Annotated in this window: 11 protein-coding genes; 7 read left to right on the top strand and 4 right to left on the bottom strand. The window is 61.4% G+C overall.

The window, feature by feature from the left end; all coding sequences use genetic code 11:
- Nucleotides 1-100: 100 nt before the first annotated feature.
- Both E4021_RS04605 and E4021_RS04600 read left to right on the top strand, forming a co-directional pair.
- Complete coding sequence (locus E4021_RS04605) at nt 101-2500, top strand: 3-hydroxyacyl-CoA dehydrogenase/enoyl-CoA hydratase family protein (protein ID WP_136456792.1); 2400 nt, start codon at nt 101-103, stop codon at nt 2498-2500.
- 26 nt (nt 2501-2526) lie between these two features.
- Nucleotides 2527-3699 (top strand): thiolase family protein, encoded by a 1173-nt coding sequence (locus E4021_RS04600; RefSeq protein ID WP_136456790.1) that lies wholly within the window; start codon nt 2527-2529, stop codon nt 3697-3699.
- On the opposite strand, the gene E4021_RS04595 is transcribed toward E4021_RS04600, so the two are convergent.
- On the bottom strand, nt 3696-4481 hold the full coding sequence (locus tag E4021_RS04595) for a T9SS type A sorting domain-containing protein (RefSeq protein WP_136456788.1): 786 nt from the start codon (nt 4479-4481) through the stop codon (nt 3696-3698). The two genes, E4021_RS04600 and E4021_RS04595, sit on opposite strands and share 4 nt — an antisense overlap.
- A gap of 85 nt (nt 4482-4566) precedes the next feature.
- Here E4021_RS04595 and E4021_RS04590 point away from each other — a divergent pair, with 85 nt between their 5' ends.
- The 5 genes from E4021_RS04590 to E4021_RS04570 all read left to right on the top strand — a co-directional run bounded on the left by E4021_RS04590 (nt 4567) and on the right by E4021_RS04570 (nt 8934).
- Nucleotides 4567-4872 (top strand): hypothetical protein, encoded by a 306-nt coding sequence (locus E4021_RS04590; protein ID WP_136456786.1) that lies wholly within the window; start codon nt 4567-4569, stop codon nt 4870-4872.
- 34 nt (nt 4873-4906) lie between these two features.
- Complete coding sequence (locus E4021_RS04585) at nt 4907-5557, top strand: MarC family protein (protein WP_136456784.1); 651 nt, start codon at nt 4907-4909, stop codon at nt 5555-5557.
- A 109-nt stretch (nt 5558-5666) separates the two neighbouring features.
- Nucleotides 5667-6026, top strand: a complete 360-nt coding sequence (locus tag E4021_RS04580) for a CoA-binding protein (protein WP_136456782.1) — start codon at nt 5667-5669, stop codon at nt 6024-6026.
- 135 nt (nt 6027-6161) lie between these two features.
- A complete protein-coding gene (gene glgX, locus E4021_RS04575; RefSeq protein WP_136456780.1) occupies nt 6162-8438 on the top strand; it encodes a glycogen debranching protein GlgX in 2277 nt (758 codons plus the stop codon).
- Between the two features lie 7 nt (nt 8439-8445).
- Nucleotides 8446-8934, top strand: coding sequence for a phosphoribosyltransferase family protein (locus tag E4021_RS04570; protein ID WP_136456778.1), 489 nt, complete (start codon nt 8446-8448; stop codon nt 8932-8934).
- 13 nt (nt 8935-8947) lie between these two features.
- Here the strand turns inward: E4021_RS04570 and E4021_RS04565 are convergent, their stop codons facing one another.
- The 3 genes from E4021_RS04565 to E4021_RS04555 are packed head-to-tail and all read right to left on the bottom strand — an operon-like array spanning nt 8948 to nt 13740.
- Nucleotides 8948-11437 (bottom strand): TonB-dependent receptor domain-containing protein, encoded by a 2490-nt coding sequence (locus E4021_RS04565; protein ID WP_136456776.1) that lies wholly within the window; start codon nt 11435-11437, stop codon nt 8948-8950.
- On the bottom strand, nt 11427-12728 hold the full coding sequence (locus tag E4021_RS04560; protein ID WP_136456774.1) for an HTTM domain-containing protein: 1302 nt from the start codon (nt 12726-12728) through the stop codon (nt 11427-11429). The genes E4021_RS04565 and E4021_RS04560 overlap by 11 nt, the downstream gene beginning before the upstream one ends.
- Nucleotides 12712-13740 carry an imelysin family protein gene (locus E4021_RS04555; protein WP_136456772.1) on the bottom strand — a complete coding sequence of 343 codons (1029 nt, stop codon included), beginning with the start codon at nt 13738-13740 and terminating at the stop codon, nt 12712-12714. Before E4021_RS04555 ends, E4021_RS04560 begins: the two co-directional genes overlap by 17 nt.

The following is a 13740-nucleotide window of genomic DNA, read 5'->3' as shown; positions in this document are numbered from 1 at the left end:
GCGCAAAGATCCCTCTGTGATCACGTCGCAGGACAACTTTTGGGTCGTAGGCACCTTTTTATTTACCTTAGCCAGCGAATTTTCGCTAAACGATCATGATATGACCCAACACACCTCCCAACACATCCGCCGCGCCGCCGTGCTTGGCTCCGGCGTCATGGGCTCCGGTATCGCCTGCCATTTTGCCAATGTAGGACTGGAAGTTCTGATGCTCGACATCCTGCCGCGTGACATGGACGAGACCGAAACCAATCCCGCCGTCCGCAACTCCGTTGCCGCGCAGGCCCTGCAGACGGCCATCAAGTCGAAGCCCGCTCCGCTGTACGATAAGGATTTTGCCAAGCGGATCACCGTCGGCAACTTCACCGACGACATGGACAAGCTCGGGGACTACGACTGGATTATCGAGGTGGTGGTGGAAAGACTGGACATCAAGCGAAAGGTGCTGGGGCAGGTAGACAAGGTGCGCCGTAAGGGCAGCCTGGTCACCACCAATACCTCCGGCATCCCGATCCGGCAGATTCAGGAGTGTATGAGCGAAGACTTCCGGCAGCACTTCTGTGGTACCCACTTTTTCAACCCTGCGCGCTATTTGCGCCTATTCGAGATCATCCCCGGTCCGGATACGAAGCAGGAGGTACTAGATTTCTTCATGCACTACGGCGACCTGTACCTCGGCAAGACTACCGTGATGGCGAAGGATACGCCCGCCTTCATCGGCAACCGCATTGGCGTGTACAGCCTTTCGAAGAGCTATGCCCTGACCGACGAGCTCGGGCTGCGCATTGAAACGGTAGACAAACTGACCGGCCCGGCGCTGGGTCGACCCAAGACGGGCACCTTCCGCCTCGGCGACCTGGTGGGTCACGATACCGGTGCCCACGTCATGACCGGCATTCGAGAAAATGCCCCCGACGACGAGTCCGCGGCCGTACTGGAGATTCCCCAGTATTACCAATTTCTGATTGACAATAATTTCCTGGGCAACAAGACCGGACAGGGCTTTTACAAGAAGGTCCTTGACGAAGAGGGCAACCGCCAGATCCTCGGGCTCAACCTGAAAACCCTCGAATACGAACCGCCGGCGCGCGAAGACCTGGCCTGCCTGAAGACCGCCAAACAGATCGACGATCTGCCACGGCGTGTCAAGGCCCTCTTTGAAGCCGACGATAAAGGCGGGGAGTTCGTCCGCCGCATGCTGGCCGGCCTGTTCGCCTACTCCGCCAACCGGATCCCCGAGATCAGCGACAACCTCTACAGCATCGACGACGCCATGCGGGCGGGCTATGCCTGGAAGATGGGGCCGTTCCAATATTGGGATACCGTGGGACTGCAGGCGGGCATCGACGCCGCTGAAGCCGACGGTGCCACCATCCCCCAGTGGGTGCGGGATATGCAGGCGGCCGGTCACGACAGCTTCTACAAGCAGGAAGGCGGGCAACTGAAGTACTACGACCAGCAGAGCAAGTCGTACCGCGTCAAACCCGGTACGGAAGCCTTCATCATCCTGGATAACCTGCGCGACCAGAAGCCCGTGTACCAAAACAGCGAGGTGACCCTGCACGACATCGGCGACGGGGTAGCCTGTCTGGAATTTACCAGTGCCTACAACAGCATCGGCGAAGGCGTACTGCGCGGATACCAGGAAGCCATCACCAAACTCGAGGAAGAAGGCTGGCGCGGGATGGTGCTCGGCAACAACGCCGACAACTTCAGCGTGGGCGCCAACCTGATGATGATCGCCCAACTGGCCTACCAGCAGGAATTCGAGGAACTGAACATGGCCGTTAACCTTTTTCAGCAAAGCGTGATGCGCCTGCGCTACTCGGCCATCCCGGTAGTGGCCGCCACCCAGGGCTACGTCTTCGGCGGCGGGTGCGAGAGCCTCATGCACTGCGACGGCGCGGCCGTGGCGGCGGAGAGTTACATCGGCCTGGTTGAGGCCGGCATCGGCGTGATCCCGGCCGGCGCGGGCACCAAGGAGTTCGCCCTGCGGACGAGCGACAGCTTCTTCGAAGGCGACGTGATGATCCCCACCCTGATCGACCGCTTCAAGACCATCGCCATGGCATCGGTCTCCACCAGCGCCTACGAAGGCTACAATTACGGCTACCTCATCGAGGGCCGCGACAAGGTGGTCATCAACAAGGACCGTAACCTCACCGAAGCCAAGCGTATGGTGCTGGACCTGGCCGACGACGGCTACACCATGCCCCGGCAGCGCGAGGACATCACCGTGCTCGGGCGGGGCGGACTGGCAGCCCTCTACGCCGCCGCCAACGAACTGCGGCGCGGGCGCTACGCCAGCGACCACGACATCAAGATCGCGAAAAAGCTGGCGTGGGTTCTGTGCGGCGGCGACCTGACCGGAACCCAGCAGGTAAGTGAGCAGTACCTGCTCGACATCGAGCGGGAGGCCTTCCTCAGCCTCTGCGGCGAACAGAAAACCCTGGAGCGCATCCAGCATATGTTGCAAACCAACAAACCGCTGCGCAACTAGCCCTCCTAACCAAAGAAGTCAATACCATGAAAGAAGCATATATAGTCAGCGGCCTGCGCAGCGCGGTAGGCAAAGCCGGTCGCGGCGGATTCAAGAATTTCCGGTCCGACGACCTCGCCGTACGGGTCATTCAGGGCCTGTTCGAACGCAACGAGAAGATCGACCCCCAGGTAGTCGACGACGTGCTCGTGGGCTGTGCCAATCCCGAAGGAGAGCAGGGCCTGCAGGTCGGCCGCCAGATCAGTCTGCGCGCCCTGGGTAAATCCGTTCCCGGCGTCACCGTCAACCGCTACTGCGCCAGCGGACTCGAGACCATCGCCATGGCCGTGGCCAAGATCAAGGCCGGCATGGGGGAATGTTTCGTGGCCGGCGGTGCCGAGAGCATGAGCCAGATCCCGATGACGGGCTACAAGCTGGCCCCTAGCTACGAGGTGGCCAGTACCACTCCCGACTACGTCGTGAGCATGGGCATCACCGCCGAGGCGGTGGCCAAAAAGTATAACGTGAGCCGGGAGGAAGCCGACCAGTTCGCGGTGCGCAGCCACGAAAGGGCCGCGGCCGCCATCGATGCCGGGCGCTTCGCGGACGAGATCCTGCCCATTGAGGTAGAGGAGGTGTTCGTGCAGGACGGCAAGCGGCAGACCAGCAGCCATACCGTGGCCGTCGATGAAGGCGTACGCCGGTCCACCAGCATGGAAGCGCTGAGCAAGTTGCGCCCCGTATTCCAGCAGGGCGGGGTAGTGACCGCCGGCAACAGCAGTCAGACCAGCGACGGCGTAGCTTTCGTCATCGTGATGAGTGGCGAGATGGTCAAGCAACTTGGCCTGGAGCCCATCGCCCGCCTGGTGAGCTGTTCGGTAGGCGGCGTCGACCCCCTTTACATGGGCATCGGTCCGTGCGTAGCCATCCCCAAGGCCCTCAAGCAGGCCGGACTGCAGTTGCAGGACATCGGTCTGGTGGAGCTCAACGAAGCATTCGCTACCCAGGCCCTGGCCGTAATCCGTGAAGTGGGCATCGACCCGGAGATTGTCAATGTCAACGGCGGGGCCATCGCACTTGGACACCCCCTGGGTTGTACCGGTGCGAAGCTATCCATCCAGTTGCTCAACGAAATGAAGCGGCGCGACCTGAAGTACGGCATGGTGACCGCCTGCGTGGGCGGCGGCCAGGGTATTGCGGGCATCTACGAGCGACTCTAGTGCACCAAAAACCGGCGGCGGTACAGCGCGTCCTCCAACCTGAGGGAGAGGTAGTACATGCCCGCCGGCCAGTTCCGTACGTCGATCGTCAGTAGGGTGGTGGGCCCGACAGCGGAAAGACCGGTAGCGACCAGCCGTCCCCGCCCGTCGAATACGTCGGCGCCCAGTACCCGCTGTTCGGGGAAGGTGGCTCGCACCCATTCCTTGGCCGGGTTGGGGAACAGCGCGAGTTGTGGATCGATGCCGCCGTGGCAGGGAGCGATGTGCGCCAAAAGCCGGTCGACGGTCACCGCCTTGCCGTCGAACTCCACCGGATGAACCACGTCTTGCCCGTCGCGCTCGTAGATGCGGTGAACCAGCCCGCCGAAGCCCCAGAGGGTGTATAGCCCTTCAGGAGTATTCGGAGCCAGTTCCGTCACCGATGTGCGGTCGGTGGGCACCGCGGGGAATCCCACCAGGTATTCCTCCCCCGGCTCGAGGTAGTCGATGGGACCGTTGCAGTCCCACGCGTCGCCCGACCAGAGGTAGATCACTTCCCCCGTGCGGAACGGGCCCGCCTCCGAACGTAGGATGCGCACCCGGAATACCGGGGCGTAGAAGGTGCCGTCAACCTTTTCCTCCCACCGTACGGCTTCGCCCTGCAACCGGACAATGGCCTGTCCCGCAGCGCCTTCTGCGGCGAGTTTCTCCGCCTGCCCGCAGAAGGTGTTGGAGTTTACCCAACTGCAGGTGTGGCCGTAGGCGGAAGCGAGGAGCAAGGTGATGATGAACAGTTTGGGCACGCCGGACTTTACCGGGTAGACGGTGGCTTCCTATTCCGGCGTTGGTGTCCGGAGGGCTTTTTCCCCCGTCATCAGGTAACCGACTATGGAGCGCGATCGCACAGACCAACTTCGGCGGGAATTACTCGAGCTTGCCAACTACCATTTCCCCGCGGCGGCACGCCTGGGCGGCTACCCCATTGTTCACAACCACTGTTTCCTGCGGGTGGTCTACGACAACTTATTTTCCGAAAAGTGGCAGCGGGTGCTCGATCCCAAAAAAGCCGCCATCCGTCAACTGAACGAAACGCAATTGCGACGGGCCATCGACCTGGGCAAGCAAGTATTGGCCGACCCCGTGACCTGCAAAATCCTTAACGAGCAGTCCCTTCGGTGGCGGCGGGGCGGGTAGGCAACTTGCCCGACGGCGAGGCGTTCTTGGCCGTATGATTAGCTTCTTCTTCGCTACGCTGGGTTCGCTGTTTTCGGTGGTTAACCCCTTCGGTGCGGTACCTATGTACCTCACCCTGACCAACGATTACAGCCACGCCGAGCGGTCGAATACCGCCCGGCGTACGGCTCTGTACTTTATGGTGATCCTGATCACCTTCTTCTTTGCCGGCTCAGTCATTCTCAATTTCTTCGGGATCTCCCTGAACGCCCTGCAGATTGCCGGCGGCCTGATCATCATCAACAGCGGCTACGGATTGCTCAACAGCAAGTTCGAGCGCCGCCGCATCAGCCACCAGATTGAGGAGGAGGCCCAGGCCAAGGAGGACATCAGTTTTACCCCGATGGCCATGCCTATGCTTTCCGGACCCGGCAGCATCTCGCTGCTGATCGGTCTATCGGCGGGCGAGCCGGGTTGGGACGTTAGCCTGCTTATTGTCGGCGTGGTGGTCGTCATGGCAGTGCTGGTGTTCATCACCCTGCAGTACGCGCCCTTGCTCTTCCGTTTGCTCGGCCGGGCGGGTCTTTCGGCCCTCAGCCGCATCATGGGCTTTCTGGTCATGGCCATCGGCATCCAGTTGCTCATCTACGGACTCGTGAGCCTGGTCGGCGACATCTGGCCCCAGGTGGAACTGATGCGCAAGTAGCATTCGGGCGGCCAGCGGCGTGCGGGTGCCGGGCTTTCTCCCGGAAGCAGCACAAGCGGGTGCCTTGCACTGTTGCTTACGGGAATACGTACTGAATGTAACCCTGACCGTGAAGACTACCTTGATTCTGGGCGCCACGCCCAACCCCTCCAGATATGCTTACCTCGCCGCCGAACGCCTCGCTTCCCGGGGCCACGAGATCGTCCCCGTCGGCGTCAAACACGGTCGCGTCCAGGGCCGCGAGATCCTGCACGGCAAGCCTGACGTTCCGGAAATTGACACCGTGACGCTTTACGTCGGCCCCCAGCACCAGCCGGAATACTACGACTGGCTGCTGCGCGTGGCGCCCCGTCGGATCATCTTTAATCCCGGCACCGAAAATCCCGAACTCGGCCGATTGGCCCGGGAGAACGGCATTGAGGTGGTCCACGGCTGTACGCTGGTCATGCTGGCCGGTGGCAGTTACTAGTAGGCTAAGTTGCGTTAGCTAACCACGCGCGTGAACGCGGAGGTAGCAGGTGGGGTTATCCTGAAAACCCTTTTACGAAATATCCGATTACTCCCCGGGTCGGCGGTTCCAGCAACTGCTGACAAATAAAGCTATATGACTAAAGAGAAGACCATCGCGGAACAACAGATCAAAAAGCCCTACGGGTCTTTCGAGGATATCGAGATCTGGCCGGGGCGACCCTATCCGCTGGGTGCGACCTGGTCCAAAAAGGGAACCAACTTCGCCGTTTTCAGTGAGGGAGCTACGCGCATGGACCTTTGCCTGTACCGACGCGAGACACCGAATGTGGAAGCCTATCGGATACAGATGATGGAGCAGACCGACCAGGTATGGCACTGTTATATCCCCAATCTCGAGACCGGATGGCGTTACGGATTCCGGGCCCACGGCGAGTGGAATCCCAAGGAAGGCAAACTCTACAATCCGCATAAACTGCTTATCGATCCTTACACCAAGGCGATCGACGGTACCATCGACTGGCACGGCGCCGTGTTTCCGTACCCCATCACGGACGAAGATCCCGAGCGGTACCTGGTCCAGGACACGCAAGACAGCGCCCCCTACATTACCAAAGGAGTAGTGATCGATACCAGCTACGACTGGGAAGGCGACGAGCAGCTGGAACGACCCATGCACGAGACCGTGATCTACGAAATGCATGTCAAGGGCCTCACCGAGCAACACCCGGGCGTACCGGAAGAATTGCGCGGCACCTACGCCGGATTGGCGCATCCCGTGATCATCGACTATCTGAAGAAACTCGGCATTACAGCCGTGGAACTGATGCCCGTCCACCACTTCGTGCAGGACAGCCACCTGGTCGACAAGGGCCTGCGCAACTACTGGGGCTACAATTCCCAGTCTTTCTTTGCCCCCCACGCTGATTACGCCGCCTCTGGCCGGGCCGGTGAGCAGGTAAAGGAATTCAAGGATATGGTCAAGGCCCTGCACAAGGCCGGACTGGAGGTGATCCTCGATGTGGTCTACAACCACACCGCCGAGGGCAACCACTTTGGTCCCATGCTCGGGATGAAGGGACTGGACAACCAGGCCTACTACCGTCTGGTGGAGGACAGCAAGGAATTCTACATGGACTATACCGGTACCGGAAACACGGTCAACATGGTCCACAACCGCTCCCTGCAGCTCGTCATGGACAGCCTCCGCTACTGGGTCACGGAAATGCACGTCGACGGCTTCCGCTTTGATTTGGCCAGTGCCCTGGCCCGCGGCCTCTACGAAGTAGGAAAACTGAGCACCTTCTTGGACACCATCCACCAGGACCCGATTATCAGTCAGGTGAAACTCATCGCCGAGCCCTGGGACGTAGGTCCCGGCGGCTACCAGGTAGGGGCCTTCCCGGTACTGTGGTCGGAATGGAACGGAAAGTACCGCGACAGCGTCCGTGAATTCTGGAAAGGCGACGCCGCTGGCGTAGCCGACCTGGCGTTCCGGCTTACGGGCAGCAGCGACCTGTACGAACTGAGCGGCCGCCGGCCGGCGGCCAGCATCAACTTCGTCACGGCCCACGACGGCTTTACCCTGCGTGACCTTTACAGCTACAACGAAAAGCATAACCTGGCGAACGGCGAGGAAAACAACGACGGCGAATCCCACAACAGCAGCTGGAACTGCGGCGTAGAGGGCCCGACCGACGATCCGGAAATTCAGGCCCTGCGCCTGCGTATGCAGCGCAACCAGCTCGCCACCCTGCTCTTCAGCCAGGGGGTGCCGATGATCAGTATGGGCGATGAATACGGACGCACCCAGATGGGCAACAATAACGCCTACTGCCAGGACAACCCCATCAGCTGGTTTGACTGGGAGTGGGACGAGGACCAGAAGGCGCTGCACGATTTCACTCAGTACCTGATCACCCTCCGCCGCGAGAACCCGGTCTTTCACCGTCGGCGTTTCTTCAGCGGACTCAAGATCAAGGATACCGCCATCAGCGATATCCTGTGGCTCAATCCCGCCGGACACGAAATGACGGCCGAGAACTGGGCCGATGGCAACCAGCGCAGCATCGGCATGATCCTCAACGGGGAGGGAATGGACGAATACGACGAGCGCGGTCGGAGAATCAAGGACGACATCTTTCTCATGATCCTCAACGGATACTGGGAAGGGGTGGAATTTAACCTGCCGGGCGTCCGGGAATTTACCCGCTGGGAATTGCTCGTCGACACCCACACCAGTGCGGTGCCGGCACCGAAGGAATATGTGGCCGACGAGCCATTCATTCTCGGGCCCCGCAGCCTGTACCTCTTCCGCCTCAAGTTGCAGCCCGCCAACCGCACCACAGAAGGCAAGCGCAAGGTTTCCATTGTCGAACAGGTGCGTAAATTGCTGGAAATGATCCAGGAATAATCCCTACATGCAGTTACTCAATCACACGCAGATCAACGCCAAGGTGACCCGCTTGGCCATGGAAATCCTCGAGCGAAATACGGAAGAAAGCGAGCTCTATATCCTCGGCATCAACCGTCGGGGTATGGAGCTCGCCCGCCGCCTCGAGCATGACCTACGGCGCATCTCGGATGCCCCCCTCCACCTCTGGAACCTGCGCATCGATCCATCCGATCCTCTGGCCTCCGGCGCGACGGTCGATCACGATCTGCAGGAGCTGGACGGCAAACCCGTACTAGTAGTCGACGACGTAGCCAATACGGGCAGGACCCTCTTCTACGCCCTCGGTGCCCTGCATCGGGTGCTGCCGAGCAAAATCGAAGTGGCCGTGCTGGTCGACCGCCAGCACAAGAACTGGCCGATCTACGTGACCTACAGCGGCATGGTGCTGTCTACCACCCTGGGGGATAACATCCTCGTTGAATTCGGGGAAGAGGACCTGGCGGTCCTTCAGTAGGCAACTTTGACAATCACTTGCCGGCGGGCAGGGTAAAGGCCACGGTCAGGTAATACGTCCGGGGCGCACTCGGGATGATGCCCGGCCCCGGATAGCCGGTGGCGCGGCGCGTGAAGTATACTTCGTTGGTCAGGTTGTTCACGCCGGATTCCAGGGTAACGAAACGCCACCGGTAGCTCAGGCTCAGGTCGGCCACCCCGTAGGCGGGAATGCTGCCGACGATTCCGCTCTGGTTATCGGCCCGGTCCTGCAGGGCGTTGCTCGCATCGGTGTACTGCCGCGACAGTACGCTGTACTGCAGCGAGCCCAGCAAATTGCCGTAACCGAAACGCAGTCCGGCCTTGGCATTCAGTCGGGGAATAAATTCCACCTCGTTGCCGCTGACGCCGGCGATCTCGGATTCGGTGTAGCGGGAATCCGTCACGCTGGTATTCGCGAAGGCCGTCAGGTAGTAGGGGGAAGACCCGTCGGCGCCGACGGGCGGTTCGAGTACCCGCCATTCGAGCAGACTTTCGACGCCGTACAGGAACGCCGCGCCAATATTGCCGCGCCGCCGGACGATGCGCCCCGTTTCCACTTCCTCGCCATTGGCGTCGGTGCGTAGTTCAGGCGTGAGGACCTCCCCGAGCCGGTTGCCGTAGCGGATCGCGAATACGTTGGCGGTGTACGACCACCGGCCGTGGCGGCCCCGGAAGCCGGCATCGGCCGTGTAACCGCTCTCGTCGCGGATGTTGGGGTCGACTTGGAAACTGGGGTTGACGGTACGGATGTCGTTGAAGGTGACCGAGCGGTAGTTCTCGCTGAAATTGGCGAACCACTCCTGACCTTCCCGCTGTCGGTAGCTCAGGCCCACGCCTAGGAGCAGCAGGTTCCGCGCAAAGACGCGGTCGTCGCTGAAGGTCTCGTCGCGGATCGGATTGCCGGCGAGGTCGAAGTCAAAACGCCGGTAGCTGCCCCGGCTCTCGGTGCGGATGTATTCGTAGCGGGCACCCGGGGTGATGCTCAGCCGGTCGGAGAGGTAAAAGATGTGCTCGCCAAAAACGGCCAGGTTGCGGTTGGGGAAGGTGAAATCCGATTGATTGGGGTAGCTGGGAAAGCGGTCGGTTGCCAGTCCGAAATCAGCGTCGCCCGCCGCAGTGCCCGGTCCCTGGACGGCGGAATTGTTGGCGCGGTACACCTTGGCACCGATGAGCGCGATAGCTTCCTGCTGGCCGATGCGGTAGCGGTGCAGCAGACGTGCTTCGGCGCCGTAATTCTGAAAGCGGCCGATGAGCAGGTCGCGGGGCGCGTCGAGGTCTTCGGTCTGGCTTACGCGGTTGGTACGGAAGCCCACCGCCCGGCGCCCGGCGTCGAGGCCAAACAGGTTAAGGCTAAAGTTGGTACGGGCCGAAAAGCGGTGCGCCACGCTCAGGTTGTAGAGCTTCCAGTCGACGGCGAACCAGTTGCGCTGCCGGTTGCTGGAGAAGGGATCGCGGTAAAACTGGGCGTCGGTGAGGCCGCCGGGTTGTTGGGCGAGGTAATCCAGGTAGGTATATTCGGCGCTGATTTTTGTGCCAGGCAGGAAGGCGGGCGACCAGTCGAGGTGCAGGAAGGCATTGTGCGACTGAAAGTCGGAATTGGGCCGAAAGCCGTCGCCCCGCTTGAAGTTATAGAACCCATAGTAGCCCACCGGCCCCAGTTGGCCGCTCAGGCTGTTGAAGGAGGTGAAAAGGGCGTTGGAGCCGACCGTCTGCCGGCTGACAAGGCTCACGGGGCGGGTGCGCTCCGGTTCCCGGAATTTGAAATTGACGAGCCCCCCGAACTGGGTTCCGTACTGCAGACTGGCCGCTCCGCGCACCACTTCAACGCGCTCCAGGGCTTCGGCCGGCGGCGTGTAGTAGCTTTCCGGGTACCCAAGCACGTCGGCGCTGATGTCGTAGCCGTTCTGGCGGGTATTGAAGCTGGCCGAGCGGTTGGGGTCCAGGCCCCGGCCACCGATGTTGAGCTGGAGACCGGCGTCGTCATTTTCGTAGATATTCAGCCCGGATACTTCCCCGTAGATCTGGCGGGCCTGGTTCGTGGCCTGGTTAACCGTCAGGGCGTCGAGACTGACCACTTCCGTTTTGCGGCCGGCGTAGATTGCCGTGCCCTCCACGGCGCGCAGGCGCGTCAGGGCTTCGCGGCGCCGGGTCTCGGCTACAATCGTAACCGAACTGAGGTTAAGACTAAGGGGCTGCAGCACGAGGCGTAGGGGATCGGGGGCCTCGTTGACCTCTACCTGGCGGGTGGCGTAGCCTACGGCGAAGACGGTCACCGTGGCCGGACCGCTGACCGGCAGGGCGATCCTGGCACTGCCGTCGGCATCCGTGGTAAACAGCCGGGCGGTCTCCGCGACGAACAGCTCGGTGTCGGGCAAGGATACGCCGGCTGTATCGGTAAGGATCAACTCCACGCTGCGCTGGGCCGTAGCTACCCCGGCAGCCGCCAACAAGCAGACCATCAAAAGTAAGCGGTCAAAAGCCATAGATCGTGTCTTGAAAGGGGAGCAGCCACTGCTGCACGGGCGTGTTGCGGGATACGGTGGTGAGGTCCAATTCGGGGTCTACGTAGGGTTGGCTCCGGCGGCCGTTGAGGGCCACGTAGCTGTCGACGTACACCTGCGGCTGTAGGAAACCGCGATTCTGGTATTCCCGGGCGATGAACTGGGCAAACTCCAGGAGAAAATCAGGTTGGGTAGCCATTTGTTTTTCCTGGAAAGCCGTCAGGAATTCGCGGTTGTCGACCACCGCCCGCCGGTCGCTCGCACCATCCTCCACCCGGAAGGTGGCCAGGCCGGCCTTCTCCATGAGCATGACGCGCCACGAGAAACGGTAGCCCGCCTCGGTCCAGAACAACTCACCGGGCTGTAATACGTAGCGGAAGGGGAATAGCAGGTGAAAGAGCAGCACGCCCGTAATGGGGAGCAACCGCCACACCGGGACCCGCGCGGAAAGGGAGCGGCGACCGGCAACCCAGGATCGGCCGCGCGCCAGTACAGCCAATATCCGCTCGTGTAGCTCGGGACCGAAAAAGATCAGCGCACTTACGATCATAATGTAAGGGAACATCCCGATCGGGAAGAGTACCCGGGTGAGGACGTGAAAGATTACCACCAACAGAAAGGCCGCTACCCGGGTGCGGCGCCAGAGCAGCAGAAAGGGAATGGCCAGGTCGTAGAGTGCGCCGCCCCACGCAAATGCGAAGTGTACCCACCGTTGTTGCAGCAGGTCGCCGAGGAAGGGCAGGTCGTAGCGGGCCGGCAACCAGATGGCGAGGGGTTGGGCGTGCAACAGCCAATCGCTGTTTAGCTTGGCCAGACCGGCGTAAAAGTAGACCACGGCTACAAAGAGCCGCAGGATATGGATGTAGAAGCGGTTCACACGGCACCCGCGCGCCGCCGCCAAACCGGGGGGGATGGGGATCCAAATCAGCAGGAAGGCCAGCAGGCTGATGAAGTAATAGTGGTTGAGGTAGGTGGTCTTGTCCATCAGCTCGATGTACGTGAAGCCGAGGAAGAAGACGACCATCGCCGCGCGGTAACGGTACCCCACCATGATGCAGGCCGCGGCCAGAGCGACCACTGCGAAGAGTGCGTAAGTCCAGGTGCCGAGGGGCTTGACCCACTCGAAATAGCGATAGGAAAAAAAGAAGTCGGGAGACAGGTAAAGCTTTTCGATCCAGCCGTTCGCCCAGAAGCGGATGATGCTGAGCAGCATAATCAGGCCGAAACCGAATCGAAAGACGACCAGGGGTGCCGCGCTAGTCTCCGTCCGCATCCACGTAGTCTACGTTGATCCCGAGGGCCTGCAACATATCGACCTTCAGGAGGATGACGTTGGCCTGCAGGGCGTCGTAGAGTTGCAGCACCGCCGTGGGGTCGTTGCGGACCTGGGTGGCGATGTCGGCGTTCAATTCGGCGGCGCGGTCGGCAGCCGTACCGAAACCGGCGCGAATCTGGCTGCTGAGAGACTCACCGCCACGTTCTACCCGCAGGGCGTCGAGGTAGTCGGCCAGGCCTGCTTCGGTGCTGAAGAAATCGTTGCCCGCTTCCAGGCCTTCCAGGAAGAGTGCCCGGCTAAGGTTGCCGTGGTAGGGGGCCTCGGCGAGTGCGGGGCGGGGGTCGCTGGAGAAGACGCCGGCGGGGATGCCAATTTTACCGGCCCGCAGGTATTTCTCGTACCAGAAGATAAAGTCGTTCACGGTACGGTCGACGGACGCCGTGGCGCTATTGCCGGAGGCGGCCACATAGGCGTCGCGGTATTCACCCGTCCAGTCGGCCAGGGCCACCGAAGCCAGTTCCGTGATCCGGGCGCTCAGGCGGGTGACCTCGGCCCGGCGATCGGCGGGGTCTTGCGTGCCGAACAGCAGAAAATCGAGGGCGGGGAAGCCCTGTACGTCAACATTGGAAGGCAATTCCAGGGAGCCGGTGCTGCCGCTCAGCAGGCGGGTGGTATCGGTGGGGTAGATGTTAAGTTGCTCCCGCAGGCGATGCTCCTCACCGGGCCCGGTCATGAACGGGCTCAGCCGTTGCCACCCCAGGTATGCGGTGGCGAAAGCCGAGCGTACCGTGGCCAGGGTTTCGTCGGATGGGGTGCTTTCATACGCCCGCGCGGCCGACTCGAGGTCGGTGGCGTCGCGCTTGAAGTCCTGAAATGCCGGAACGATGATGTCATCGGCCCAGTGTACGAGCATGGCCTGGCGGTCGAAGGAAGCGGATTCCGCCGGTTCGGTGGGGTCGGTGGTACAGCCGACGGCGAGCAAGGCAAGGCAGAGTAGGTAACGAGTCAT

The sequence above is a fragment of the Neolewinella litorea genome, assembly GCF_004803465.1.
Taxonomy (GTDB): Bacteria; Bacteroidota; Bacteroidia; order Chitinophagales; family Saprospiraceae; genus Neolewinella; species Neolewinella litorea.
This window is presented reverse-complemented; position numbering and strand designations above follow the sequence as displayed.

Coding starts and splice junctions, on each gene's coding strand:
- E4021_RS04560 (WP_136456774.1), bottom strand. CDS start 12,728: ATGCGGACGGAGACTAGCGCGGCACCCCTGGTCGTCTTTCGATTCGGT.
- E4021_RS04600 (WP_136456790.1), top strand. CDS start 2,527: ATGAAAGAAGCATATATAGTCAGCGGCCTGCGCAGCGCGGTAGGCAAA.
- E4021_RS04585 (WP_136456784.1), top strand. CDS start 4,907: ATGATTAGCTTCTTCTTCGCTACGCTGGGTTCGCTGTTTTCGGTGGTT.
- E4021_RS04565 (WP_136456776.1), bottom strand. CDS start 11,437: ATGGCTTTTGACCGCTTACTTTTGATGGTCTGCTTGTTGGCGGCTGCC.
- E4021_RS04590 (WP_136456786.1), top strand. CDS start 4,567: ATGGAGCGCGATCGCACAGACCAACTTCGGCGGGAATTACTCGAGCTT.
- glgX (WP_136456780.1), top strand. CDS start 6,162: ATGACTAAAGAGAAGACCATCGCGGAACAACAGATCAAAAAGCCCTAC.
- E4021_RS04570 (WP_136456778.1), top strand. CDS start 8,446: ATGCAGTTACTCAATCACACGCAGATCAACGCCAAGGTGACCCGCTTG.
- E4021_RS04605 (WP_136456792.1), top strand. CDS start 101: ATGACCCAACACACCTCCCAACACATCCGCCGCGCCGCCGTGCTTGGC.
- E4021_RS04555 (WP_136456772.1), bottom strand. CDS start 13,740: ATGACTCGTTACCTACTCTGCCTTGCCTTGCTCGCCGTCGGCTGTACC.